This is a genomic window from Vibrio sp. Vb1127, assembly GCF_033338735.1.
Classification (GTDB): Bacteria; Pseudomonadota; Gammaproteobacteria; order Enterobacterales; family Vibrionaceae; genus Vibrio; species Vibrio alginolyticus.
Window position 1 is genome coordinate 17,174 of the sequence record NZ_JAWOTF010000027.1, and the last position, 24,928, is coordinate 42,101.

Here is a 24,928-nt window from a genome sequence, read left to right on the forward strand (position 1 = left end):
CATGATTTTGCACAAGCAAACAGGCAAGAATGTGAAAAAACTCATGCCAAAGTTGTATGCATCCTATTTACACTATATGCAACTGCCGTTATGCTTCCTGTTGCGGTCGGATATAACAACAAATATTGGAGCTAATTTTGAAAATCAAACTTTTAACGGCAAGTGTGGCAGCAGTCCTACTAGCAGGTTGTGGTAGTGACAGCGATCCTGAGGTAAAAAGATACTCAGTTCAGGCTTATGACCCAGCTGTTATCGGCATGAAAGTTCAAGCAGTATGTGGTGGTGAGACATACGACGCTATTGAAAATACAACAAACTATGAAGGTATGGTTGGTAAAGCGCGTTTTGAAAATATCAACGTTGTAAATGCGCCAGGTGATTGTGCTTTCGTATTAACGCACACAGAAGATAGTAAAGACGCGTCAAATGGCAAACCTATTACATCTGACTACAAAATCCCTCAAGGCCTAGCCCAGGCGGATTCATTGGTAACAGGCTCTCCATTTACGACTTTGGTTGCTAACTCTTTAAAAGATGGTGAAGTATACTCTTCTGATATCGCTGAAAAAGTATTCGAGAATTTGGGTATCGATATCAATGCAAGTGGTAAAACAGTTGACGAAATCCTTCGTGATACAGAATCTGTAGTAGCAGGACTTGGCAGTGAGGGTGGTAACAGCGCACTTGCTACTCAGCTAGTTGCAACAGCAAACGTTGTATCAGATATCATCAAAGCGAACCCAATAGCTTCGCCTGAAGCTGTAGCTGTTGCTGCAAAAGCAATCACAGAAGATGTAATCGCGGCGAACCCAAATTATCCTGAGAATGATTCAGGTGACGTTATCTACGTAACGATTCCAGCTGAAGATACTCAGAAAGTTGTTGCTGATGTACAAGAGGCTATCGATAACGAGATTCCATTAGAAGATATCGAACCTGACGTACCACAAATTCCAGATGCGGAAGTCGGTGAGCCAATTGAACCTGAAGATCCACCGGGTCCAGGCACTGGCGCGACAGGCGGTAACTAAGCAAGTTTTTGCTGACAAATTCTAAAGGCCTCTTCAGAGGCCTTTTTTGATCCTATCGTATTGTAGTCATCACCTTTTAGTGAGCCCTTTTCTGTTTAAGTAAGGCAGGATATGCGGACGTGATTCCCCAGCCAATTTACTGGTGACTTCTTGCGACCAAGTACTCTGTTTTTGATTGCTCGAACGGTTTGCATAGTAGTTTTGCATAGTTTGGTCATACGTCTGAATATCATCCAAGTTTAGGTCTTGATACTGATTCTCATGCACCACGACATGCTTAGGTAGGCGAGGTTTTACTTCAGGGGTTTGATCTGGATGACCAAGACACATACCAAATAAAATGGCGGTATTTTTAGGTAAACCTAATAATTCGTCTACTTTTTGGGCATTGTTTCGTAAACCACCAATATACACACCTCCTAGTCCCATCGACTCCGCCGCAAGCAAGCAATTTTGTGCCATGATGCCCGAGTCTACAGCGCCTATTAGCGTTAACTCGGTAAAGTCAGCTTGAACATCTGGGTTGATACTGGCGTGGCGTTGGTAATCAATGCAAAACACCAAAAACTCAGCCGCGCTTTCAACGTACCCTTGATTTCCGGCATATTGAGCTAATAGCGTACGTTTTTCTTTGTCGGTCACGCGGATAATTGAAACGACTTGCAACATGCTTGATGAGGACGCCGCAAGGCCGGCTTGAAGAATGGCATCTAATTGTTCGCTCTCAATCGGTTGTGAGGTGAATTTTCGAATTGAGCGGTGATTGAGAATTGTTTGAATCGTGCTGTTCATGGTGACTTAACATCCCCTGTTACGTTAAAGGCTGAAGACTCACCTTAGCGACATTTGATGAGTCGGTAAACTATCTCAAAAGAAAAACAATGCTTGGCGCATAAGTGTGAAGACGATTCGAGATTACACCACTCGTTCTGTTTGAGAGCGTATATACTGTTTTTAGAATCAATAATTTAAATGCAGTGGAAAATATGAAAGAACTCATTGTTCATACAGTTACGGTGTTTATGGGCTTCTTTGCCATCATGAACCCTATCGCCAATATTCCCATCTTTTTGAGTTTAACTGCTGATGAAGATAAAGAAACCATCCGTTCCATTGCGCTCCGCTCGGTTTTTATTGCATTTATTATCATCGCGATATTTTCTATTGCCGGTAAGTTAATTTTTGATTTGTTTGGTATCACGCTTTATGCATTGCGAATAACAGGCGGTATTTTGGTGTTTTTGATAGGTTTTAACATGCTTCAAGGTGATTCGACGCATCAGAAAACCAAAGAGAAGGCGTATTCACCAGCTCAGCAACGGGCGGCATTGAGTATTGCAGTGTCTCCACTGGCGATGCCAATATTAGCTGGGCCTGGAACGATTGCTACCGCGATGAACTTTGCGACAGCGGGTGGTTTCGATCAAACCATTATTACTATCGTTTCTTTCGCTGTCCTTTGTGTGATCACCTATGTACTGTTTTTGTTTGGAGACAAATTGGTCAAAGCGGTTGGACCAAGTGCTCTAAATGTTGTGACTAAAATGATGGGCTTAATTCTAGCGGTTATTGGTACTCAAATGTTCATTGATGGCGCGGGCGAAGCCTATAAAACGGTTTTCTCCTAGATTTCTCTTAGACCTTGCCACCTTGGTTCAACCCGCAATTACATTTCTAACGGGGACGGATTTTTTGAACTTTAGTTTTCATTTTCTAAGAGAGAAATAAATAGACTTCACCTATTTCAATAATAAGAATATTCAATTGTTGTGATTGCACGAATTTCATTACTCTTTTGGCAAGGAGAATGGGGGAAATATGGCAACAAAAGCAATTGTAGTAGAAGGTGGCGCGATGCGAGGCGTCTTCGCAAGCGGAGTGTTAGATGCGTTTTTAGAGCAGAGTTATAAACCGTTTGATTTTGCAATCGGTGTATCTGCTGGTGCATCAAATTTGATTGGGTATTTGACCGACTACCCACATCGCAGTATTAACGTCATTACTAAGCTGGCCACAAGCAAACGCTTTTTTGACCCGACTCGCTTCGTTAAAGGTGGGGACCTCATCGATGTGAAGTGGTTGTTTGAAGAATCTAATCGCTTGTATCCCGTCGATGAAAATAAACTGTTTAATGGCGTTCCTTTTCTCGCAGCGACAACAAATGTAGATACAGGGCAGGCAGATTACTATCGCGTGACACGTGATAATTTTCACCATGCGATTGAAGCGACAACAGCATTACCGATTGCCTACAAGCATACCCCTTGTTTTTCTGGTGGTTGTTATACCGATGGTGGGGTCGCGGACTCTATCCCAGTGCGTGAAGCTTATCGTCGAGGGGCTCGCGACATAACCGTAGTACTCTCTCACCCGCTGAATTATGCCAAAAAGCCAGTTAAGACCACATGGCTGATGAAGAAACTTTTTGCGGAGCACCCCAAAATGGCGGATGCGATGTTAAGACGTGCAGATAACTATAATCAATCATTAGAGTTTATTCGTAACCCTCCACCAGGAACACATGTTAGGGTAATTGCCCCACCAGATAATTTTCATGTTCAGCGCTTATCAATGCGACAATCCGTTTTACTAGAAGGGTATGAAATGGGACTGATTGAGGGGCGAGCGCATCTCACTAGTTTATCTGGTGTTCATGGTTTAGACCGGGAAAATTGTCATTTTTGCGTTTGATTATAAAAGAGCCTCATAGTGAGGCTCTTTTGCGTAACGTTCAAAGGGGGATTTAGTTGACTTTATCCCAAGCCATCTCCCAGTGTGAACCTATTCCAGGCTCGTAATGGTTTGCGCTTTCTTTCCACTGCATACAGTAACCAGAGTATGGGAAAGGTTTACATTGATAAATGCCCCCGTCGCTGGCAAGCACTTTTGTGCCCGCCGTGTAGCTAGATAGTCCTTCAGGGAAGACAAAATCGTACTCACCAGATGGTGGCGGAGTAACTGACTCTTCTTTTAAGTGAAAGTCGAGTGTTTGCTGATCCACCAAGTTGCCATTTTTATCCTTAATACGTGTCACGAGCATATGGTGACCCGGCTCCGATTTACTTAAAGCGAGCGATATCGCCTCTACCGAGCCGTCTTTCATTTCGTTTGCCCAACTTGCAAGTGGTTCGCGATGGTGATTGTAAACGGTGAGTTCTGCATTTAAATCGCCTTCAGCAGTTAGTGTCAGATCCAACGTTGTCGGTGTTGACTCAATGATATATTCGTCTGCTAAGCCATCTACTGTGAGTGAGTATTCTGGAACAGGAGTTTCAATGTTATAGCCGATCTCTACTCGCTCAAGGCCGCTATTTGCTTGCAGATACACCGGATTAGTACCATAAACAGGAGTGAATTTATCCTCTGCATACTGCCCGGCTTGCAGTTTTGCTTGTTCTTGGTTTAGCTTAGTCGCGAGTGCGTAAGACCAGTTTTTCGCTTGGCCCATTGCTGCATCGGTAATTTCTAGTTCAGTTCTATACGCTATGTTTTCACCTGCTTGATCAAATACGCGCGTATAAACCGAATCCCCAATATTTAAATCCATTGTAGGAATAATTTGACCGCCTTGCTTCCAATCTGGAATAACGGGACTGTCACCATCAAATTTCACATCGATCACGTTATAAAATGAGGCTGCAGTGTCGCCAACATCCCATACTGCCAGGATGACATGGTATCCCTCGCGAGTAGGCACATTACATTGATGGCTTACCTGTTTCGGGGGTTGAACCATATTGCCGTCGACGACACAGAAAGGAGTTAGATCAAAAGAGTCTCGTGATAGTGAAGCGTTTGGGTTCCAATCAGGCTTGGTGATGTAATATTTCCAGTCGCGCGTCACGTGGTTAGCGGTAAATGTCCATTCAAAAGTTTGTGTACCTGCTTGAATAGTGCGTTTTACCCAACGGTCGGCAGTTTGCTCATCAAGGGCAGCTGCTAAAGCGGTTTCGGCACTCGCTATTTTACCATCGCGAGGCCCTGTTTCGGGAAAGCCATCAGGGCCTTCAACGCTTTGCGGTTCATATTGAATCGCACCGCAGTTATTATTTTTTTCGTTAGTATCTGGCGTTGGATACTTACATAGTGCCGAGCGACTTGCAGCGACACCACCATTGGTTTCTGATACATAACCGTGAGCCGCAGCACCTGAGCTAATGCTTGCAAGTGCTAACGCGAGTACGGATTTGGTTGGAAATGATTTCATCACATGTCCTCTGTTATGGCTGACAAACTAGTGTCACACCCCGGCGCATGCTGAGCATAAAGCAACGCTACAGAAATTGGACTTCTGTAACACTGCGTCATGGTAACCCCGCTATCATGAGCATTCTTTTAGATTTTTAAATGCTGACAGACCGGAAGCTTTGCGTCCCACCCTTTCGAATGGTTTGCCGAAATGTGATTGAGCAGCCAAAATTTAGCTTAAGAATTTACATGTGGAAAAGTAAACGTCACTGACATGGAATCCTGTTCTCAAATTGAAAGATAACGATATCTTAACCTCGTCAATATTGTGCAGTGTCGTATTGCAAGGTATTGATTTTAATTTTGTTTTTATCCTTTTTATAGTCATGGTGAATGAGTGGGGGTGGGGATAAGTGGAGAGGAATCGTGCTAAGGGTGGAAGAAGTTCTGTCTAAAGGGCGGAGTGTACCGCCCTCTGGATGGTGTTATTTCGGCATAATGACAGTATCAATCACGTGAATGACACCGTTTTTAGCTTTCACATCGGTTGCGATGACATTTGCATCGTTAACCATGACTTTATCGCCCATGGTTTTAATCATCACATCTTGCCCCTGAACCGTAGTCGCTTTGTCTAGCTTAACAACATCGGCAGCCATCACTTTCCCTGGGACGACGTGATAAGTCAAAACAGATACTAACTTGTCTTTGTTTTCCGGCATTAAGAGCATGTCGACTGTGCCGTCTGGCAGTTTTGCAAAAGCGTCATCCGTTGGTGCAAAAACAGTAAATGGGCCTTCCCCTTTGAGAGTGTCAACCAGGCCCGCTGCTTTCACCGCAGCAACAAGCGTATTGAAAGAGCCGTTTTCAGCGGCAACGTCGACAATATCGGCTTTCATCATGCCATGCTCATGAGCCTTGACGGGAAGCATAAAAGATAATGTCGCCATCAGTGTAGCCGCGATAACTAAGATACGTTTGAACATAGTGTGTTCCTTACTAGTTGAGGGTACAACGGGTTCCCTGGAGTGTGTTTGCATTTGTACGCATTGTCATTGAAAGATGATCATCGCGTCCTACTTTCTTTTGAGGGTCTAACATGTCGCGCAAGAATTCGTCTGCCTTCTTGTTTCACATCGGCTCGTTTCCGCCACGTCCATAAGCGCTCTCTTGCTGCCTTAGCTGCGTTGTCTGGTGCGATAATAGGTGCAAGGTAACGGCTATCTGGCTGCAATTGATACATGACAGCTTCCATTTGGGTCATTGTCCAGGGCTCGAATAAAAGAGGGGGAGGAACCATTTGTAACTCAGGTACCCACTTGTAGATGAACGTACCGTTAGGATCATGTTCTTGGGCTTGCTTGATCGGATTATAAATACGGATTGTGTTAGTCCCGGTTACTCCTGCTTGCATTTGGAATTGTGGGTAATGAATTCCGGGCTCAAAGTCGAGAAACAGTTGCGCTAAATGCGTTACACCTACTCGCCAATTCATGTTCATGTGGTGAGTAAGAAAGCTAACCAGCATGGCACGCATGCGAAAGTTAATGTAACCAGTGTGGTGCAAACAGCGCATGCAGGCATCAATCAAAGGTACGCCAGTATGCCCGGATTTCCATGCTGCTAACTTTTCTTCATCGAAAGTACTACTTTGTTTAATCAATGGTTCGTAAGCCCGATTAACGCAGTAAAACTCCATGTCGTATTCCGATTCGAATTTTTGGATGAAGTGACAGTGCCAATGAAGCCGTGAAGACAATGCAATTAAGCTGCGACGAAACCCAGCGACTTGCCAGTGTTTCAAAAGGTATTGATACACTTCACGCAAGGATATGTTACCCCAAGCGAGATATGGAGAAAGTCGAGTACAGGCTGTGCGTGAGGCTGTGGGACTAGAAATGCTTCGATAGTAATCACGACCTCGACGATGGAAAAAGTCCTCTAGTGTTTTCCAAGCGAGCCGGCTTCCTCCCGTTTGCATTCCTTTGCATTTTGATAGCCAGGATGATGGTGGCGAAAACGAACAGCCGAGAGCTTCTGCATCCAATGAATGCAATAAGTCGGTTTGGAGCTCAATAGGGCTTATTGAGGCTCTCATGACAGAGTCCCAATGTTTGTCCCAACCTTGCCGGTTTATTGCACCTCTGATTACAGCACCGTGTTCGAATTCAAACCAGTCGATGTTATGCTCATACAGCCAAGCGGCAACTTGTCGGTCTCGTTCAAAGGTGCAGTTGAGTCCTATTTCTTGGTGAGAAAAAACAGCGTTGATTTGATATTGCGCTTGAATTGATTGGAAACATGCTAAGGCATCGTCAAACAGCACCGTGATTCGATGCCCATACGCTTTGAGCGTCTCATCCATGTCTTGCAGTGATTGCCAAACAAATCGCCAGTGGCGCTCAGAATAGTGTGGGTTGTTCAATAGCAATGGTTCAACAATATACAAAAGCACAGTTGGGTGCTTTGTTGATAATGCTTGAGTTAGTGGTTGATGGTCAGTCAGCCTTAAATCTCGCTTTAACCACACGACATTGATTGTTTGCATCGGAATCCTCTTTGTTTCCGATGTTGTACGCAAGTAAACCGAAGAAATCTCATCCAATGATCGGTTTTATTCCACAAAACGTAGAGGTAACTTTTAGGGAGGTGACACATGGCAATAGCATTGAGTAAGTTACAAAAATACTTCTATGTGGACAAATTGGTCATTCATTCGCTTGATCTCGCATTGTATCAGGCATCTGTTGTGATTGATGGAGAAGCGCAATTTATCACTGATGACAACGGTATCTTTTTGAGGGCTCATTCCCTGATCGAGATGCAAAAGAAGTGCAGGAATATCAAAGCAAATAAGCAGGTCTTAGTGCATCAAAGTGCTTATGATGAAATGGTGGGGCTACCCGAAGGTAAAAGAGACAATCAACTAGAGGTATTGGTGAGGGATACAAAATTGTATTGAAAGAGTATTGGTGCGCAGTAAAAGCGAGCCACCTTACGGCAGCTCGCTAAATATAAGGAGAGTTAGGCTTAGTCTTGTTTACGCTGCGCTTCTTTTTGCGCGTACTTAGCGGCACGTCGAGCTTCTCTTTGCTTGGCACTTTCACCACCAACATGCTGCTCGCCTCGCTGCTCTGCAAGAACAATTTGTTTTTCACGCTCGCGGAATCGAGCAATTTGTTCTTCTGAGTGTTTGCCGTGACATTTTGGACAGCTCACGCCTTGCTCGAACAATTCTGACTGTTTGTCTTCTTCAGTGATCGGTAGACGACAAGCGTTACATAAATCGTAATCTGCTTTTTCTAGCTGGTGGTTCACGGCAACACGACCGTCAAATACGTAACAATCGCCTTCCCACATGCTCTCTTCTTGAGGAACTTCTTCAAGATATTTAAGAATGCCGCCTTCTAGGTGGTAGACCTCATCAAAGCCCTGTTCTTTCATGTAAGCCGTTGATTTTTCGCAGCGGATACCACCGGTACAGAACATCGCAACTTTCTTGTGTTTTGCCGGGTCCATGTTTTCTTTTACATAGTCTGGGAATTCACGAAAGGTTTCAGTATTTGGGTTTACAGCGCCTTTGAATGTCCCGATCTCGATTTCGTAATCATTACGTGTATCGACAACAAACACTTCAGGATCAGCAATAAGATCGTTCCACTCTTGAGGTTTCACGTAAGTACCCACTACGTGGCGAGGGTCTATACCTTCAACACCTAATGTTACGATCTCTTTTTTCAATTTCACTTTGGTGCGATTGAATGGCTGGGTCTCAGAATACGACTCTTTGTATACGGTGCCAGTCAAACGAGGTTCGTTGTTTAGCCACTCCAGTAGCGTATCAATACCTGCACGATCAGATGCAACAGTACCGTTGATACCTTCACTTGCCAGTAGTAATGTTCCGCGAATATGGTGTTTTTCCATCAACGCAAGTAATGGCTCGCGTAGCTCTTGATAGTTATTCAGCTCAACAAACTTGTACAGCGCACAAACTACATACTGACTCATGAGGTTTCCTTTAAAAATACAGGTGGTCAACGACCTTAAAATTTTAGCGGCACGAAGTATACCTGACTAAACTAGTCGGAAATACGGACAAATTATACGGATATTATGAGTAGGCGGGGCCTGGCGGTCTTTGGTAGGGGGAGCATGTCCGCAGGTGAAGCCGCTATGTGTTCAAATTATAATCATTAATTATAGTGGGTTAGGTAGGTTGGAGCCGATACTTTTGGTTTAAATTTATGCCGTTTTGGGCCCTTCAAAAAAGTTAGGCGCAAGAAGCACCAAGTAATCACCGGAGTCATTGACAAGGAAAGGACATGTCGCAGTTTTATACATGAGGTGGTGAGGGATAAAGGTTTAGGGACAAAGAGTGAATGACTGATCGCCATTGTTCATAAACCGCTATAAACGCCTTTTCATCAAATACTAAAAAGGCGTATTTCTAACGTCTGTCCTGCTTATTTCAACGCAGCTGCGGTCTGTTTACCCATGGCAATGAGCCTGTCGAGAATGCGTTCACCGTCGGCACGCAAACCGTTGTGCTCGTACTCGTTGGTGATCCACGCTTTTGAATTTGGGATTAACGCGAGCGTCTCTCGGCTGATATCCATTTCAACAAACATATCATCGGCGTAAACGGCGCAACTGACCGGCACTTTGTTCTGAGCCAGTTGTGTTTGATCGTACAGCGCAGTCCAATCTTTTTTCGCTGCCAATATTTCTGCGGCGTCTTTTAGTGGTTTGAGGTTAACGTATTGGTCGAACATCCATGGGAAGACCATTTCCCCCGTAAAGTAAAATGGCTTGCCAGATTCATAATTAAACTCTGATCGGGTTTGGCGAACGCGGTGCGCACTCCAATTCGACGCGAAGCTTTGACAGTAAATCGATTCATGCAAAATGGCGTAGATCGGGTTGGTTTGGAAGTTTTGCTGCGCCAACATATCGTTTAAGAACTCATAACGAAGTTGTGGTTTGCCGTTCACTTCAATCAACGCGCTTTCTAGCCAATAGTAAGTTGGTAAGAAAGTATCACTCACACCAAAGTTGATGCCGATTTGTTGAAATTGTTCCACCGTGAAGCGTTGACCATTTGGTAGGTACTCTTCATTTTCTAGCAAGTGATTCGCAATGTTTTGGCAAAGTTGCTGTGCATTGGGAAATTGTTGGAAGAACGCTTGGTTTTTCTCCATGGTGCGTTTGAAAGTGGCTTCATACACATCGTCGGTATGACGCGAGACTGATGGCACGCCACCTGTGATGTAGCTTTGTAGCAAGCTGTCTGGGAACAAAGACAAATAGGTGAGGGAGCAAAAACCACCAAAGCTTTGACCTAAGATCGCCCATTTTTCGACGCCAAATTGCTCACGAATGTATTCCGCGTCGCGCACGATGTTATCCGCTCGGAAGTGGCTCAAGTAGTCTGCTTGTTGCGCTGGCGTGAGGTGAGCAAGCGTCTGGTGATTAATTACGCTGCTGTTGCCCGTACCGCGCTGGTCGAGAAGCAAAACTCGGTACTCTTGCAGGGCGCGTTTTACCCAGCCGTTATTGCCGTTTTGACGCGGAGAGGGAAAGCCAGGTCCGCCCTGAAAGTAAACCAACCAAGGTTTGGTCGATTCTTCATCGCCAACTAGGCAAACCGCACGGGCGAAGACTTCAATGGTGTCTTTGCTCGCGTCTTGGTAATCCAGAGGAACGGTAAAACTGTGGGGAGTGTAATGCAATCCTGCGTCGATAAATGATTGAGCGTTCATTGTTATCTTTATTTCCTTATTGAGGGGTAGCGCTACTTTACTGCGAATGGCATGAAGAACCAATGCTATTTCCCAATTGCCTCTTCAGTTCTATACCTTGATCAAATCAATGTAAGTTCAAGAAAATGAAACGATTAGCGACTGGTGCAACTGGTTGAGTGAGCTATGCTCAATAGAGTTGCGACAAAGTAAGAGCATGGAGGAAGTCGGATGAAAGTGTCACTGGCTCGATGGACAATTGTGACTTGTTTAATAAGCGTACCTACTTTTGCCGTTGTTACGCCCAACCCACCTCAGTTACAGGCAAAAGGCTACGTATTAATGGACTTTCAATCCGGTGCCATTATTGCCGAGCATAACGGGCGAGCAGGGCTTGCTCCGGCGAGTTTAACCAAGTTGATGACCGCTTATGTAGTTGGACAAGAAATCAAAGCGGGGCGTTTGAAATGGGATGATGTTGTCACCGTGAGTGAAAACGCGTGGTCGGCCAAGTTTCCCGGTTCTTCTAAAATGTTCATCAAACCGAAAGATGAAATTAGTGTTGCGAACTTAATGCGCGGCGTGATCATCCAATCAGGAAATGACGCGTGCGTTGCACTGGCTGAGCATGTTGCAGGCAGTGAACGCGGCTTTGTCGCCTTGATGAATGGTTGGGCGGAGAAATTAGGACTGCAAGACACCTATTTTGTGAACTCCCATGGTCTTGATAGTGATGGCATCCAAACCTCACCAACCGATATGGCAAGACTCATGCAGTCGATCATCAGCGATGTTCCTGATGTGTACGCGCTATACAGTGAGAAAGTCTTCAAGTGGAACGACATTACGCAGTACAACCGCAATAAGTTGTTGTGGGACAATTCCATTGATGTCGACGGGGGAAAAACCGGCTACACCAGCAATGCCGGATACAGCTTGGTGAGCTCGGCCAAAGAAGGAAGAATGCGCCTTATCTCGGTGGTGATGGGTACGCCAAGTAAACAGGCTCGGATCAGCCAATCGAAGAATCTACTCAGCTATGGTTTTCGCTTTTATGACACCAAGCAAGTTGCTAAACAGGGGGAAGTTGAGTCTAAAGTTCGCGTTTGGAAGGGAAATGCTAATCAAGTTGAGGCGATCTTTGCTAAAGATGCCTATCTCACTCTGCCTCGTTCAATGACGGCTGGGCTTGATAAGAGTGTGGTGTTAAATGAACCGTTGATTGCGCCGATCGCGCAAGGAGATGAGATTGGTAAGGTCGTTTGGAAAAGCGATGACAGTACCGTGGCGAGTTATCCCTTGGTCAGCAGCCAAGCGGTAGAAGAGGGCTCGTGGTTTGGTCAGCTTTGGGACAGTTTGGTGCTGTGGGTGAAATCATTCTTTAGCTAGAATAAAAACGAGCAGAAGTTTCTTTCTGCATTCTTTTGTTGATGACCGCCCAGCTAAACGCTGGGCGGTGTTTTATTTAACGGTTTATTCCGACAAGGTGATGATTGGTAAATCGTCCCAAATCTTACTTTCATCCGATGCGCCACCGGAGAAGTTCCAAGGGCCTTTGTCTTGCTCTAGCGGACGGTAAGTTGCTGAAAGGCCGTCTAAGTCCCAAGTCGAGACATAGAATCGGATTCCATCGAGCGACTCTGGGCGGCCTAATGCATCGCTAGCAAAGTCCATAGAAATGGTGTTGTTGGCTTTGTCTACTGTCACTGTTGGTGCTGGAGTTACGGCTTCTCCCCATGTCGTCGCATTTGCTCCTTTGGTGCTGTAAATCGAGCTTTGCCAGCCAAAAACAACCGCATTGCGACTCCAGGTTCCGTTTGGCATAGAAGCGTTGATCTTCGGTAGCTCAGACAAGTTGGTTGCGGCTTCTTCCGGTAAATCAATGAAGATGGTGAAACCAACGTGGTCAAAGCCGTTTGGTGGCAACCAAGTATCGGTGATCTTGTCCATAGTGAAGGTCAAGCGCACGTTACTGCCGACGGTAAATACCTCAGCTTTGTTGATTGCGAGTTGGCTGTTATCTTTATCGAACGTTGGATCCGTTGGTAGCGAGTAGTTACCGTTAGGACCGCCCATGCCATCTTGCGCATCGCCTGCGTCATCAATAGTGTCGTCTGGCGTGTTTGACCAGCTTAAGTCCGACACAAAGTTTACATCTTCAATGCCAGCTTTTTTCTCAGTAGAATAAATCGCGAAGCGGTGTTGTTGTTCGCCAATTGCAAAGTGACGAGTCGACAGCGTGACACTAAACTGACCATCAGCGCCTGCAGTAATGGCTTGCGCTGTTTCTAAGTTACCATCGACGACAAGGTTCAACTTCTCGTTGGCGTTCGCACTACCCGCGATAACAATATCACCAGTGATGGTTTTTCCTTCCCAATCCTGCGCCAGTTGTATGTTGAGGTCTGGGGTATCTACCGATTGGGTATCGTTAGTTTTTGAGTAAATCACGGCAGATTTGGCTGGTAGCTCAAGGGTTACGTGACCGTTTTCATCTGCGATTAACTGCTCTGGAGCGTCTACCCAGTTCGACATGATTTGTTGTTTGAAGACGGTGCCACCAACTTGTTCTACATCGAGTTGGTTCATCAACATTGGAGAGTTAGATGTGTTCATTACCACTAAGACTTCGTCGTTATCCAAAGTGCGGGTAAAGGCGAACACACCTGCACCAGCTTTATCGCTGCCAATGACTTTCATTTCGCCGCGTGTCATGACTTTGTTTTCGGTACGTAACTTAGCAAGCTCTTGGATGAACAAGTACATCTCGCTGTTTTGGTCGAATGAATCTACGCAGTCGCCGTCTTCACGGTAACCGCCAGCAAACATCGCATCGCGCGCTGCTGGCATCGCTTGCTCTGTACCTTGGTAAATCACAGGAATACCGGGTACGCTCATCATGGTGATCAGAGCTTGCTTCATATCGTTGACACTGCCTTGCGATAGAAAACGCGGCATATCGTGGTTATCAATGAAGTTCGGCATGATGTATGGATTTGGGAACATCTCCATCATTTTCTCAAGACGGAAGCGTAAGTAATCGGTCGGTTGCCCTGCTGCAAATACGCGCGTCATGGTCGCTTGCAATGGGAAGTTCAGTACCGAGGTTAACTGCTCCGGCGAGCCGCTTTCGCCGATGTAAGTCAGCATCTTCTCTTCGCCTTCTGTGTTGTAAGGCGTAGATGTTTCGAAGACTTCACCAAAGGTCAGGAAGTTATCGCGACCAGTATCAACCGCTTGAGTCATCACACCATCGTCGGCGTGCAGGAAGTCGTTCCAGAAATCGTGCTCAACAAACTTCACCGTATCGATACGGAATCCGTCGACGCCGACTTCGCGAATCCATTTTCGGTAGCTCTCTTTTAGATAAGCGCGTACTTCAGGATCGGACGTATTAAGGTCATCCAAATCAGAGAGCTGCCAGGTTTTTTCTTGTACCGGATCGTTGTGGTCGGTGATGCTTGGCGTCCAGTGGTAGCTGCCTGTGCCATCTTCTTTACACTCATTCTTGTTGAGCGGGTAAGGCAGTTCTTGTCCTGCTGGTAGCGCATTTTCAATCAAACGGAAACCTTGGCAAGGTAGGCTAGGATCGTAATTGTATGGGTCATCGTAAGTGAAGAAGTTACCTACGTGGTTGGTCACGATGTCTTGAATCAAGAACATGTTACGAGCGTGCACTTCTCGCGCTAACGCTTGGTAGCTTTCCATGTCACCAAAGTGCTCATCCACTTTTTGGAAGTCACGCGCCCAGTAACCGTGGTAGCCACCATAGTTTTGTTCTGCATCCCACCATTGGTTTGCCACTGGCGGAGTAATCCAGATCGATGTGGCACCGAGAGTTTCGATGTAGCTTAACTTATCACTCACGCCAACGAGGTCGCCGCCGCTGAACTTTTTATCCGAAGTCGGATCGAATTCGTTTTGCCCTTGATCATTAAGAGCGCTGTCGCCGTCGTTAAAACGGTCGATCATCAGGAAGTAAATGATTTGATCTTGCCAATCAGGAGATGCCACGTGGCTGCCTGTATCGACTGGTGCGGTTTCGTCGCTTCCACAGCCAGAAAGAGCTAGAGCGATCGATAAAGGAAGTATTTTTATTTTATTCATTGAGTTAGGTAGAGTTTCAAACACGGTCTTTGCCTCCGTTATGCAGCAATGCAGAAACGATAAAGCAAAGGTTTGAAATTGAGAGTGTCATTTCACGCCAAAAAAGACGTGATATGATGTCACGAAGAGACGATTTTGATCTGACCGACAGTTTTAATTGAGAGGTTGCACAATAGGATATTGTATCGGGTAATGCTCTTTCGCGAGCTCGTTGTCGGATTCATCATAAAGGCGGAAACGGCACTGCTTTGCAGTTTGAGTGAGCGATAATTGCAGCACCCAACAAGCATAATGTAGCGAGTGTTGGGTCAAGCGCATTACGTGAGGTGTAGGGGCATCATCGACGTAACAGTCAATCCTCGCAACGTTTTCAAGTCGGCATGCCAGTTCGACAAAGAGCGTGTATTGCGCCCCAATATTAATAAGCTGCCGAGTCGGGACAATGTATTCCGTTGCGCCAATTAAAAGCCCCTTAGAAACCACGTAATCACGCTGGTGGTTATTCTCAATGTAACGTTCCCCATCGACTTCATAACAAAGGCGAAAGGTAAGGGGGTGCGCTACCGGAAGTTCGGTCGTTGCCCAGAGTTCGATGCCATGACTTAAAAAGCGCTCGAAGAAGGCGGGATAGCGCCGCCATGCACCATCACGGTCTCGACACTCAACTGAGACCACTTTTTCAAACGCAATATTATCTACTTCCATCCAGATTCTACCGACGGGTTGGTCAATGTCGTGATCGGCTAAAGTATTCGCTTTGGCGTAGTACAAGCGGATCGGTTGCTGATTTAGCTGAGTTCGGTTATCCAAACATTGTTGGCGATACTGCATGGGTGAAAACGGATACCAACGGCGAAAAGTGCGGTGAAAGTTCGATGGTTCTTCATAACCGAGTTGATATGCGATTTGCTGCGTTGTGAGTTGGGTGTCGGCAAGCAAAGTGAGTGCTTGCTTTCTTTTAGCGAAATCAACGCATTGAGAGTAGCTCATTTGCTTTTCTTGCAGTCGACGTTGCAAGGTGCGTTTGGAGACGCCCAGTTGCCTTGCCGCTTGCTCTAACTTGAGCGCGTAATTACTGTTTTTGATGAACAAGGCGTTCAAAACACTCAGCAATTCTGGCTGTTCAATTGGTTGGTGAGAAAGCAGCAAATAAACATGTTTCACCAGTTCAAACACGCTTGAACTCGTTTTAGAATCTCGCGTTTCCACTAGAAAAATATTGGCCGCGAGTGGATTGTTGGCGTGAACTTGTACCTGTATTGATTCGCTTAACTCAAGCATTTCCAACTGCATTTTGAGCAAGCCAAACACCGACTCCGCCCAATTTGGCATATCGCCCGTTCTACATTCGACTTGCAGATGGATTTGGGCATCACCATGCTGCAATGTGACGTACAAACGGCGGTCGAATAATGAGACACTTTTACTCCACCAAAGCAGCCCTTCTTGGAGGTTAGGCGCTTCTTTCAACATCATGCATTGCAAGGCCACCAACTTCTCAATGTGCCAATATTCGCCGGCAATTCGAAGGTGATTGTGACCGAGCTTTTTGCACAGAAAGGATGTAATAACGTTATCTTGAGGCAGCATGAGTTGAGTTTGGTTGCGAGCAAACATGCATTATTGCCGAAAAGATGAAGAAGTCCAGTGAGAACGCTCAAAGCCTTTCTTATCGTTTTATTTTCAAATTTATTTTGAAAATGTTTTTAATCGAAATCGGTTTTTCCCTTTATCTCATGAGGTTATGCTGTTACTCAGCTTAAACTCATTAATTGGAGAGCCTCATGGATATCGTACAAGCTGCAAAATCTCGTTACTCAACGAAAGTGTTTGACCCAACGCGCAAGCTATCTCAAGAAAAAATCGATGCAGTTAAAGAGCTGATTCGTTTTAGTCCATCGAGTGTGAACTCCCAGCCTTGGCATTTCATTCTGGCAAGCACAGAAGAAGGCAAACAGCGCATCGCTAAAGCGGCGCAAGAGAATTACGCGTTTAACGCGGCGAAGATTCTCAACGCATCTCACGTATTGGTGTTTTGTGCAAAAACAGGCATCGATAACGACTACATTGAAGCGCTAATGGTGCAAGAAGAAAAAGATGGTCGATTCCCAACTGAAGAAGCGAAAGCGGCTGTGCGCGGTGGTCGTAGCTACTTTGTGAACATGCACCGTTTTGATCTGAAAGATGCAAACCATTGGATGGAGAAACAAGTTTACCTCAACGTGGGTACGTTGCTGTTGGGTGCTTCGACGCTAGAAATTGATGCAGTACCAATTGAAGGGTTTGATCCAAAAGTGCTGGATGAAGAATTTGGCTTGCGTGAAAAAGGTTATACCAGTGTTGTGATCGTGCCGCTTGGCTACCACGCGGAAGATGACTTCAACGCGAAAACGCCAAAGTCTCGCTGGGACGCAGAAACCGTATTCACCGAGATCTAATTCGAGCTTACTTACAGGTGACGTAGAACCCCGTAATCAATATATAAATCGCAAAAGAGTGATAAAACGATGATCCACTTAGTCGCAGAAGTGAAAGCCTATCCAGATAGTAAGGATCAGGTGGTGAATTTGCTTGCTGGTTTACTAGAGCCAACTCGTAAAGAAGAAGGCTGTTGCCAATACGAGTTGTATCTCGACGAAAAAGTTGATGGCCTATTTATGTTCCAAGAAATCTGGGCGTCGCAAGAGGCCTTGGATAAGCATTTGCAAAGCCCGCATATGGCGACGTTTCTTGAAACATTGGAAGAGAATGATTGGGTTGAATATACCCAGATTCGTCCTCTTCGATTTATCGCCTAATGACAGAAGGTTGCCAGCACGTTGGCGCGTTGCTGGCAGCATTTTTGTTGGATAAAGTCGCGGAAAGTCCGAATCGTTGGCGTCAATAATCGACGATCGGCACATACCATGTAGAGCGGCACTGGGCCGCAATCCCATTCTGGTAACACTCGCACCAATCTTCCCTCGATTAAGTCTCGGCTAATGTCCATCAATGATTTATTCGCAATGCCTTTGCCTTTGATCGCTAACCGGTGTGGCAAGTCACTATCGTTGCTCAACAAGTTACCGCTGACCACGATTTGTTCTTTCTCGCTGCCACGAGTGAGCGTCCATTTGTTGTAGACCGAATCCGCGACCATGTAGCACAAGCAGTTGTGTTGCGTTAAATCGGCAGGAGAGGCGAGTTCTGGATGTGTAGCTACGTACTCTGGCGATGCACATAATATCCGTTCGTTTGACCCACACAATGCCAATACGACCAGATTGGAGTCGGCCGGTTCGCCGTAGCGAATCGCAATATCGACAGGCTTTGTGTACATATCCGTCAAGCTATCGGACAGCTCTAGTTTGATGGAAACATTTGGGTAGAGATCGATGAACTCATCCACCCAATCGAGCAACATATTGCGACCAAAATCGGAGGGTGCAGTAATGTGCAGCTGACCAGACAACTCCCCGCGCGCACTTGAGATCTGATCCAACCCCTCTTGCAATGTTGCCAACGCTTGCGTGGTTTTGTCTAAAAACAGTTCGCCCTCTGAGGTTAAACGCAGGCTTCGGGTGGAACGCACAAACAACGGGAAACCGATTTGCCCTTCAAGACGCTTAATCGATGCGCTAATGGCGGCAGGTGTCATGTCCATACTGTTAGCGGCTTTTGAAAAGCTGCCTTGGCGCGCGGTTTCGACAAAAATATTGAGGTCGTTGAGGGCTTTCATAATGAAAAGGGCTTTTAAGAAGTTTGGGCTACTATAGGGGAGAGTCGTAGGCCAATTCAAGGTTAAAACATTAGGTTGCACGGCGAGTTTGAGTTAGATTAGCGCGCAACTTCATTTTACCGGATCAATAGCATGAGCCAACAGCAGCCGAATAACCCACTTCACGGGTTGAGTTTAGAGAAAATCGTCACCCGACTAGTTGAACACTTTGGTTGGAATGGCATGTATGAGCGCGTTCGTGTGAACTGTTTCAAGAAAGATCCTTCAATCAAATCGTCGCTGAAGTTCCTGCGCAAAACGCAATGGGCGCGGGACAAAGTCGAAGCGCTGTATATTGAGACATTCTGCTAACCGCTCTATGGTCTGCAGCAGCGGTAAGTAGATTCTTAGTCTCGCTTTGGCTCGCTAGAATGACGCAGCTTTTCTTATCGCGTAGGTTGGAAGAGTCGCTCCACTGATACGTCCAAAGTGATTTTCCGGATGGTCACTTAGGCTTATCTGGAATCGCTTTTTTAGATGGTTTTGTAGAGGTCATAGCCAAACTCGAACTGTTATTCTGAACCGAGAGGAACGAGCGTGATTCAGAATTTACCCTCAGATTGTATTGAGTTTATTCATGGCTCTATGGTCTGTAGCAAGCGGCAAGTAGATTCTTAGTCTCACTTTGGCTCGCTAGAATGACGCAGCTTTTCTTATCGCGTAGGCTAGAAGAGTCGCTCTACTGATGCGTCTAAAGCGAGATTCCGGATGGTCACATAGGTTTATCTGGAATCGCTTTTTTAGATGGTTTTGTAGAGGTCATAGCCAAACTCGAACTGTCATTCTGAACCGCGAGGAACGAGCGTGATTCAGAATCTACCCTCAGATTGTATTGAGTTTATTCATAGCTCTATGGCCTGCAGCAAGCGGTAAGGTAGATTCTTAGTCTCGCTATGGCTCGCTAGAATTCTTATCGCGTAGGCTGGAAGAGTCGCGCTGCTGATGCGTCTCAAGCGAGATTTCGGATGGTCACTTAGGCTTGTCTGGAATCGCTTTTTTAGATGGTTTTGTAGAGCTCAGAGCCAAACTCGAACTGTTATTCTGAACCGAGAGGAACGAGCGTGATTCAGAATTTACCCTCAGATTGTATTGAGTTTATTCATGGTTCTATGGTCTGCAGCAAGCGGTAAGTAGATTCTTAGTCTCGCTTTGGCTCGTTAGAATGACGTAGCTTTTCTTATCGCGTAGGCTGAAAGAGTCGCTCTACTGTTACGTCTAAAGCGAAATTCCGGATGGTCACATAGGTTCTTCTGGAATCGCTTTTTAGATGGTTTTGTAGAGATCAGAGCCAAACTCGAACCGTCATTCTGAACCGCGAGGAACGAGCGTGATTCAGAATCTACTCTCAGATTGTATTGAGTTTATTCATGGCTTTATGGTCTGCAGCAAGCGGTAGGTAGATTCTTAGTCTCACTTTGGCTCGCTAGAATGACGTGCTTTTCTTATCGCGTAGGCTGGAAGAGTCGCTCTACTGATACGTCTAAAGCGAGATTCCGAGTGACTCACTTAGGTTCTTCTGGAATCGCTTTTTGGGATGGTTTTGTAGAGATCAGAGCCAATCTCGAACCGTCATTCTAAACCGCGAGGAACGAGCGTGATTCAGAATCTACTCTCAGATTGTATTTAGTTTATTCATGGCTTTATGGTCTGCAGCAAGCGGTAAGTAGATTCTTAGTCTCGCTATGGCTCGCTAGAATGACGTAGCTTTCTTATCGCGTAGGCTGTGAGAGTCGCGCTGCTGTTACGTTTAGCGAGGTTTCGAATGATTCACTTAGGCTCATTAGAATGACTCTAGTTTTCTTATTGCGCAAGTTGGAATGGTATCTCAGCATCATTCCCGATAGCGATGAAGGAGCGCTGTCGGGAACCTCGCCTTTAATCTCTCATTTCTTGCTACTCTAAATGATGCGTGCTACCCACAGTTCCTTCCAAATCTAAAATCGACTGGCGAACGTAGTCTGGAATCGCAGCTTTAACGTTGTTCTTAAAATCAAACATCACACCAGTGGCGGTCGCGATGGTCGCAATTTTACCCCACTTCTTACTCAGCACTTGGTACTCCATTGTGATGCGATCTTCTTGCATGTCGATTACGCGAGAACCGACTAATAGCGTGTCTGGGTAAGTAACAGGCAATTTGTAGAGGCATTGAGTCTCGCTCAGTACTGGCCCAATTTGCGAGGTCTGCAGGTCGACCAGCAGGTTAATTTTGTTGAAGTAATCTAAACGCGCCGTCTCGAAGTAGCGAAAATAGACCACGTTATTAACATGTTGCAGAGCATCCATTTCACCCCATGCGACTTTTATCTCTGTGATAACGGGAAAGTCCTTTAACAGTGTGTCCATTTTTATTGCTCCTTTTTCATCTGCTTTGCCACAAATTGCGACGCGACTTATCACTTTGAGCATTTATTCTAGATGTAATCATTTAATATGTAATAAAATTGTTTTTAAAATGTGAAATGAAATGGTGGTTTGATTATGTAAACTAGAAACTTTACATAATCGAGTTGAAGGCGTAAGTTTAACTAAGAGTAACCAGATAGGAGGTGTCTCATGATTGAACTCAAAGGTTTCAACCTCGCAAGAGTTGAGAAACGCATTGATTGGACAGGTGAGCTGTTCAGTTTGAGAATATCTGGCGCGCCTCTTTCCTTTAAAGCTGGCCAATTCACCAAGCTTGCTTTGCTTGATGATGAAGGTAAGCCGATCAGCCGTGCTTACTCCGTGGTTAATGCGCCAAGCGAGCAATTCGATTGGTTGGAATTTCTAATAGTAGCCGACCCTCAAGGACAACTTTCTCCACGGCTCCAAAAGCTTAAATCTGGTGATAGTATTTATGTCGGTGCCACTGCACATGGCGATTTAACCCATGATTCTATTCCTAAACAGGCTCATGACCTGTGGCTGCTATCTACAGGTACGGGGATTGGACCGTTTTTATCGCTGCTGGATGATATAAACCTACCGCCTCACAATGAGCGCATTGTGCTGGTTCATGCCGTTCGTTTCGAAAAAGATCTGGTTTATAAATACCTAATTGAACAGCTTCAGCAACGATATGAAGGCAGATTAAAGTATATACCGATAGTCAGCAGGGAAGTGGTTGATGGTAAATTACAAGGCCGAATTCCTGAACTCATCGAATCGGGTTTACTGTCCAACGCCGCTGATGCGCCATTCTCAGCTCAGCGTAGCTTTGTCATGATGTGTGGGAATCCACAAATGATCAAAGATACCGTGCCCGTCTTACAAGAGCTAGGCTTGGAAAAGTATCGCCATCAAACTGGGGGAAATATCATTTACGAACGTTACTGGTAGCGTTTTGTTAAATTGATACGGTTATGCTCAAGATGTAATGATTACTTTTGAGATACGACCGCGATTTAGTATGTTCTTAGTTGAATATTATGTTGGCAATACCTAAACTGCGCTCACCATTGCGCGTCTGTACACCCAGTCATTCTCGCTTAACCAATTACATTGAGGTGACTGAAGTCCATGTATGCTTTTATCGCGAGCAAGCAACAGAGAATCATTGCTGGTTTTATCGACCTGCTCTTTGCGATGGTGGTCGTGTTAATCATCGCATTGAGTATTAACTCTTTTCTTAACGACTTTCAGCTCTCTTTAGCGGATAACCTCACGCTTGTTCGTGAAACTCAGGCGTTTTACTTGCTTTCTTTACCAACGGTTTTAATGATCAACTGGAATGCATTGAGTCATGGGCAAACCATTGGTATGCGCATGATTGGTATTAAAGTTGTAATGAAAAATGATAGTAAGGCAACGAAAGTTACAGCAGGGTTAAGGCTTGTTATTAGCTACTTGCTGGAGATGCTCATTCCGGGGATCCCGTTGGTAAATTTGGCATTGTTGTTCTTTCATCCGGAGCGACGTTTGTTGCATGACTTGATCGCCAATACTAAAGTTGTCCAAGTTTCCTAATTTTTGATCAAAAAAGCCACGTGAAGTGGCTTTTTAATATCGATAAAGTTAACCAGATTTACTGTTGATTAACATATTTCTTAAAGCGAGCTTTGGTTTCTGCATCTGCTTTTTGGTACCAGAAGTGCAGCATCTCTTCAGCTGTCGAATCCGCTTTAACCGCAGTTGCTCTCACTTGCTTCATATCCGCAGGAACCTTTGCAGGAAGCGTGACTGGCTGCATGGTCGCTGCGCCAGCAAAAGCCACGGCTGCTGCACCGCCAGCCTGGTTGTAATCTTCGATTTCACGTACGTAATCACGACCGATTTGCATACCCGGTTTGAGCAGCTTGTCCTGGTCAACCGCGATTGCGTTGCCAGAATCATCAACCAGTTTCCAATCTAAGTCTTTGATCTTCTCTTCCGCATCACGTAGGTTGCGGTATTCTGGCATTTGTAGAGTGAGTTCGGCATTGGTCGCGTCAAATCGTGTAACGATAACATCGCTTTCAACACTTAAACGGTCATTACCTTGGTTGAAGTAAGGGGCGAAACGAAATACGACTTGGTTAAGGCCATCAGGTAACGTCAGTGTTCTCTCAGAGGCGAAAAAACCACCCGAAAGATCTGCTTTTTCACCGTTAGCCGCTAATACTGAAACGTTGTCAGGAACACTCACGGTTACATCTGCGAATGCCATGCCACTCATTGCGAGAGCAAGCGCACAAGTTAAAGGCTTGATCAATTTCATTGTTTTTATCCTAAGCAAATTAGTGGTCATCGAGAGTGCATCGTTCATTGCCCGATTGCAACTCCCAAGTGTAATAAGTATGAAAATTTAACAAGAACGTCATTTTTATCGCATTTATTACGACGAAACTGTGATCCAAATAGAATCAAACCGCTGAAATTCAGCGGTTTGATTCTATAAGTTATAGATTAAATTTATTTCTAACTTATTGATTTATTATATGCCTGCACCATGTCCAGGTTCTGATTGGTCATCAGAAGCGTCTTGTTGTTCTGCCATTTCTTCTTGCTGTTGTGCTTTCTCAATGCTCAACCACCAAACAAATAACTCATACCAAATTGCTAGGATAACGGCACCTAAGAACAGACCAACGATGCCGTAGAAAAGCATACCACCGATGGCACCGAGCAGAATCACAGGCATTGGCACGTCGACACCACGTCCCATCAACATTGGTTTGAACAGGTTTTCAGAAAGAGCCGCAACTACGACCCAAACAGTAAACATGGTTGCTGTTGAGGTGTCTTGGGTCATGTACATGAAGCCAATCACAGGTAGCACAGCGAGCAACGCCGGGAGCTGAGCGATACATAAGATCATTAGAAGCAGTGTGAGTAAACCTGCTGCCGGAACGCCAAATACGAAGAAACCAGCACCGATCAACAGTGCTTGAATCGCCGCTACACCGACTACGCCAAGCAGTACGCTTTTAATTGTCGCTGCGATAAGCGTGGTCCAGCTTTTTGCGTTTTCACCTGCGGTTCGAATCGCGATGGTTCTTAAGCCTGATGCCGCAGATTCAGAGTACGTCATGAAACCTGCTGCAATCGCAAGTGACAAGATTGAAAGCAGTAAACTTCCCAATACGCCCCCCAGTGTACCCAGTAAAGATGTGAGTCCTGCCTTTATTTGTGGCATAAAGGTTTGAATCGCTTGCTCAAGATTAGTAGCGAATAGGGTCCACACTTCGTAGAGCTTATCACCCACGATAGGCCAATCCGCTACGGAAGCTTTTGGCCCTGGTATTTTCACTTGTCCATTTTGTAGTACTTCAAGCGCGTGCGTTGCACCATCCACAATGGAGCCTGATACCATAACAAGTGGCGTGACAAGGAGGGCAATACCAAGTAAAGCAATGGTTGTGGCTGCCAGGCCTCTGCGACCACCATATACACGCTGCAATTTTTGGGTAAGCGGCATTAAAGCGACGGCTATAATAGCGCCCCAAATAACCGGAAGGATGAAGGGTTTGATGATGTCGTACGTAAACATCAGCAAGACAAAGATCAAGCCAATGCGTATTGCCGATTCCACCATATTACTGATGAAAAGCTTACTGTCGATTTTTACCGATTGTTTATCCATTTTTGTTTACCTGATGATCAATGTTAGAACTGACGAGACTTGAAACAACAATCGCCATATA

General features: G+C 45.4%; 22 protein-coding genes and 1 riboswitch. Of the genes, 10 read left to right on the top strand and 12 right to left on the bottom strand.

Annotated elements, in window-relative coordinates; translation table 11 throughout:
• Window positions 1-137: 137 nt before the first annotated feature.
• Entirely contained in the window at window positions 138-1,031 is an 894-nt protein-coding gene (locus tag R7H07_RS21355) for a hypothetical protein (protein WP_065275508.1), read from the top strand.
• Window positions 1,032-1,100: 69 nt separating this feature from the next.
• Here R7H07_RS21355 and nfsA read toward each other — a convergent pair whose 3' ends face one another.
• Window positions 1,101-1,823, bottom strand: coding sequence for an oxygen-insensitive NADPH nitroreductase (gene nfsA, locus R7H07_RS21360; protein WP_065275507.1), 723 nt, complete (start codon window positions 1,821-1,823; stop codon window positions 1,101-1,103).
• A gap of 194 nt (window positions 1,824-2,017) precedes the next feature.
• Here nfsA and R7H07_RS21365 point away from each other — a divergent pair, with 194 nt between their 5' ends.
• On the top strand, window positions 2,018-2,659 hold the full coding sequence (locus R7H07_RS21365) for a MarC family protein (RefSeq protein WP_005374889.1): 642 nt from the start codon (window positions 2,018-2,020) through the stop codon (window positions 2,657-2,659).
• A gap of 190 nt (window positions 2,660-2,849) precedes the next feature.
• Complete coding sequence (locus R7H07_RS21370; RefSeq protein ID WP_017634445.1) at window positions 2,850-3,722, top strand: patatin family protein; 873 nt, start codon at window positions 2,850-2,852, stop codon at window positions 3,720-3,722.
• A gap of 52 nt (window positions 3,723-3,774) precedes the next feature.
• Here R7H07_RS21370 and gbpA read toward each other — a convergent pair whose 3' ends face one another.
• The 3 genes from gbpA to R7H07_RS21385 all read right to left on the bottom strand — a co-directional run bounded on the left by gbpA (window position 3,775) and on the right by R7H07_RS21385 (window position 7,767).
• The gene (gbpA, locus tag R7H07_RS21375; RefSeq protein ID WP_065275506.1) at window positions 3,775-5,238 is read right to left on the bottom strand and encodes an N-acetylglucosamine-binding protein GbpA; all 1,464 of its coding nucleotides are present in this window, start codon (window positions 5,236-5,238) and stop codon (window positions 3,775-3,777) included.
• 98 nt (window positions 5,239-5,336) lie between these two features.
• A riboswitch (cyclic di-GMP riboswitch) is annotated at window positions 5,337-5,437 on the bottom strand.
• 267 nt (window positions 5,438-5,704) lie between these two features.
• Complete coding sequence (locus R7H07_RS21380; RefSeq protein WP_005384595.1) at window positions 5,705-6,205, bottom strand: fasciclin domain-containing protein; 501 nt, start codon at window positions 6,203-6,205, stop codon at window positions 5,705-5,707.
• A gap of 80 nt (window positions 6,206-6,285) precedes the next feature.
• Window positions 6,286-7,767, bottom strand: coding sequence for a cryptochrome/deoxyribodipyrimidine photo-lyase family protein (locus R7H07_RS21385; protein WP_065275505.1), 1,482 nt, complete (start codon window positions 7,765-7,767; stop codon window positions 6,286-6,288).
• 108 nt (window positions 7,768-7,875) lie between these two features.
• Here R7H07_RS21385 and R7H07_RS21390 point away from each other — a divergent pair, with 108 nt between their 5' ends.
• Complete coding sequence (locus R7H07_RS21390) at window positions 7,876-8,181, top strand: DUF6482 family protein (RefSeq protein WP_017634442.1); 306 nt, start codon at window positions 7,876-7,878, stop codon at window positions 8,179-8,181.
• Between the two features lie 68 nt (window positions 8,182-8,249).
• Here R7H07_RS21390 and R7H07_RS21395 read toward each other — a convergent pair whose 3' ends face one another.
• Together R7H07_RS21395 and R7H07_RS21400 are read right to left on the bottom strand one after the other, a co-directional pair.
• Window positions 8,250-9,230 (bottom strand): rhodanese-related sulfurtransferase, encoded by a 981-nt coding sequence (locus tag R7H07_RS21395; RefSeq protein WP_017820145.1) that lies wholly within the window; start codon window positions 9,228-9,230, stop codon window positions 8,250-8,252.
• Between the two features lie 455 nt (window positions 9,231-9,685).
• Window positions 9,686-10,981, bottom strand: coding sequence for an alpha/beta fold hydrolase (locus R7H07_RS21400; RefSeq protein WP_065275504.1), 1,296 nt, complete (start codon window positions 10,979-10,981; stop codon window positions 9,686-9,688).
• Between the two features lie 210 nt (window positions 10,982-11,191).
• On the opposite strand from R7H07_RS21400, the gene R7H07_RS21405 reads away from it, so the two are divergent.
• Window positions 11,192-12,349, top strand: a complete 1,158-nt coding sequence (locus R7H07_RS21405; protein WP_029803147.1) for a D-alanyl-D-alanine carboxypeptidase family protein — start codon at window positions 11,192-11,194, stop codon at window positions 12,347-12,349.
• Window positions 12,350-12,433: 84 nt separating this feature from the next.
• Here the strand turns inward: R7H07_RS21405 and R7H07_RS21410 are convergent, their stop codons facing one another.
• Together R7H07_RS21410 and R7H07_RS21415 are read right to left on the bottom strand one after the other, a co-directional pair.
• On the bottom strand, window positions 12,434-15,091 hold the full coding sequence (locus R7H07_RS21410; RefSeq protein WP_065275503.1) for an alpha-amylase family glycosyl hydrolase: 2,658 nt from the start codon (window positions 15,089-15,091) through the stop codon (window positions 12,434-12,436).
• A 129-nt stretch (window positions 15,092-15,220) separates the two neighbouring features.
• Window positions 15,221-16,684 carry a helix-turn-helix transcriptional regulator gene (locus R7H07_RS21415; protein ID WP_170960398.1) on the bottom strand — a complete coding sequence of 488 codons (1,464 nt, stop codon included), beginning with the start codon at window positions 16,682-16,684 and terminating at the stop codon, window positions 15,221-15,223.
• Between the two features lie 167 nt (window positions 16,685-16,851).
• Here R7H07_RS21415 and R7H07_RS21420 point away from each other — a divergent pair, with 167 nt between their 5' ends.
• Window positions 16,852-17,505: an oxygen-insensitive NAD(P)H-dependent nitroreductase NfsB gene (locus tag R7H07_RS21420; protein WP_005384588.1), complete on the top strand. Its 654-nt coding sequence runs from the start codon at window positions 16,852-16,854 to the stop codon at window positions 17,503-17,505.
• 69 nt (window positions 17,506-17,574) lie between these two features.
• Window positions 17,575-17,865: a putative quinol monooxygenase gene (locus R7H07_RS21425; RefSeq protein ID WP_005374925.1), complete on the top strand. Its 291-nt coding sequence runs from the start codon at window positions 17,575-17,577 to the stop codon at window positions 17,863-17,865.
• On the opposite strand, the gene R7H07_RS21430 is transcribed toward R7H07_RS21425, so the two are convergent.
• Window positions 17,862-18,785, bottom strand: a complete 924-nt coding sequence (locus R7H07_RS21430) for a LysR family transcriptional regulator (protein WP_005374928.1) — start codon at window positions 18,783-18,785, stop codon at window positions 17,862-17,864. The genes R7H07_RS21425 and R7H07_RS21430 overlap by 4 nt on opposite strands.
• Window positions 18,786-18,917: 132 nt before the next feature.
• On the opposite strand from R7H07_RS21430, the gene R7H07_RS21435 reads away from it, so the two are divergent.
• Window positions 18,918-19,136 (top strand): VF530 family DNA-binding protein, encoded by a 219-nt coding sequence (locus tag R7H07_RS21435; protein ID WP_005374929.1) that lies wholly within the window; start codon window positions 18,918-18,920, stop codon window positions 19,134-19,136.
• A 1,581-nt stretch (window positions 19,137-20,717) separates the two neighbouring features.
• Here R7H07_RS21435 and R7H07_RS21440 read toward each other — a convergent pair.
• Window positions 20,718-21,170, bottom strand: a complete 453-nt coding sequence (locus tag R7H07_RS21440; protein ID WP_065275502.1) for an acyl-CoA thioesterase — start codon at window positions 21,168-21,170, stop codon at window positions 20,718-20,720.
• 210 nt (window positions 21,171-21,380) lie between these two features.
• Between R7H07_RS21440 and R7H07_RS21445 the strand changes: the two genes are divergently transcribed.
• Window positions 21,381-22,145 carry a ferredoxin--NADP reductase gene (locus R7H07_RS21445; RefSeq protein WP_062730902.1) on the top strand — a complete coding sequence of 255 codons (765 nt, stop codon included), beginning with the start codon at window positions 21,381-21,383 and terminating at the stop codon, window positions 22,143-22,145.
• A gap of 180 nt (window positions 22,146-22,325) precedes the next feature.
• Window positions 22,326-22,772: an RDD family protein gene (locus tag R7H07_RS21450; RefSeq protein ID WP_017634410.1), complete on the top strand. Its 447-nt coding sequence runs from the start codon at window positions 22,326-22,328 to the stop codon at window positions 22,770-22,772.
• A gap of 58 nt (window positions 22,773-22,830) precedes the next feature.
• Here R7H07_RS21450 and R7H07_RS21455 read toward each other — a convergent pair whose 3' ends face one another.
• Both R7H07_RS21455 and R7H07_RS21460 read right to left on the bottom strand, forming a co-directional pair.
• Window positions 22,831-23,502, bottom strand: a complete 672-nt coding sequence (locus R7H07_RS21455; protein WP_017634411.1) for a DUF2057 domain-containing protein — start codon at window positions 23,500-23,502, stop codon at window positions 22,831-22,833.
• A gap of 216 nt (window positions 23,503-23,718) precedes the next feature.
• Complete coding sequence (locus R7H07_RS21460) at window positions 23,719-24,867, bottom strand: AI-2E family transporter (RefSeq protein ID WP_017634412.1); 1,149 nt, start codon at window positions 24,865-24,867, stop codon at window positions 23,719-23,721.
• Window positions 24,868-24,928: the final 61 nt, after the last annotated feature.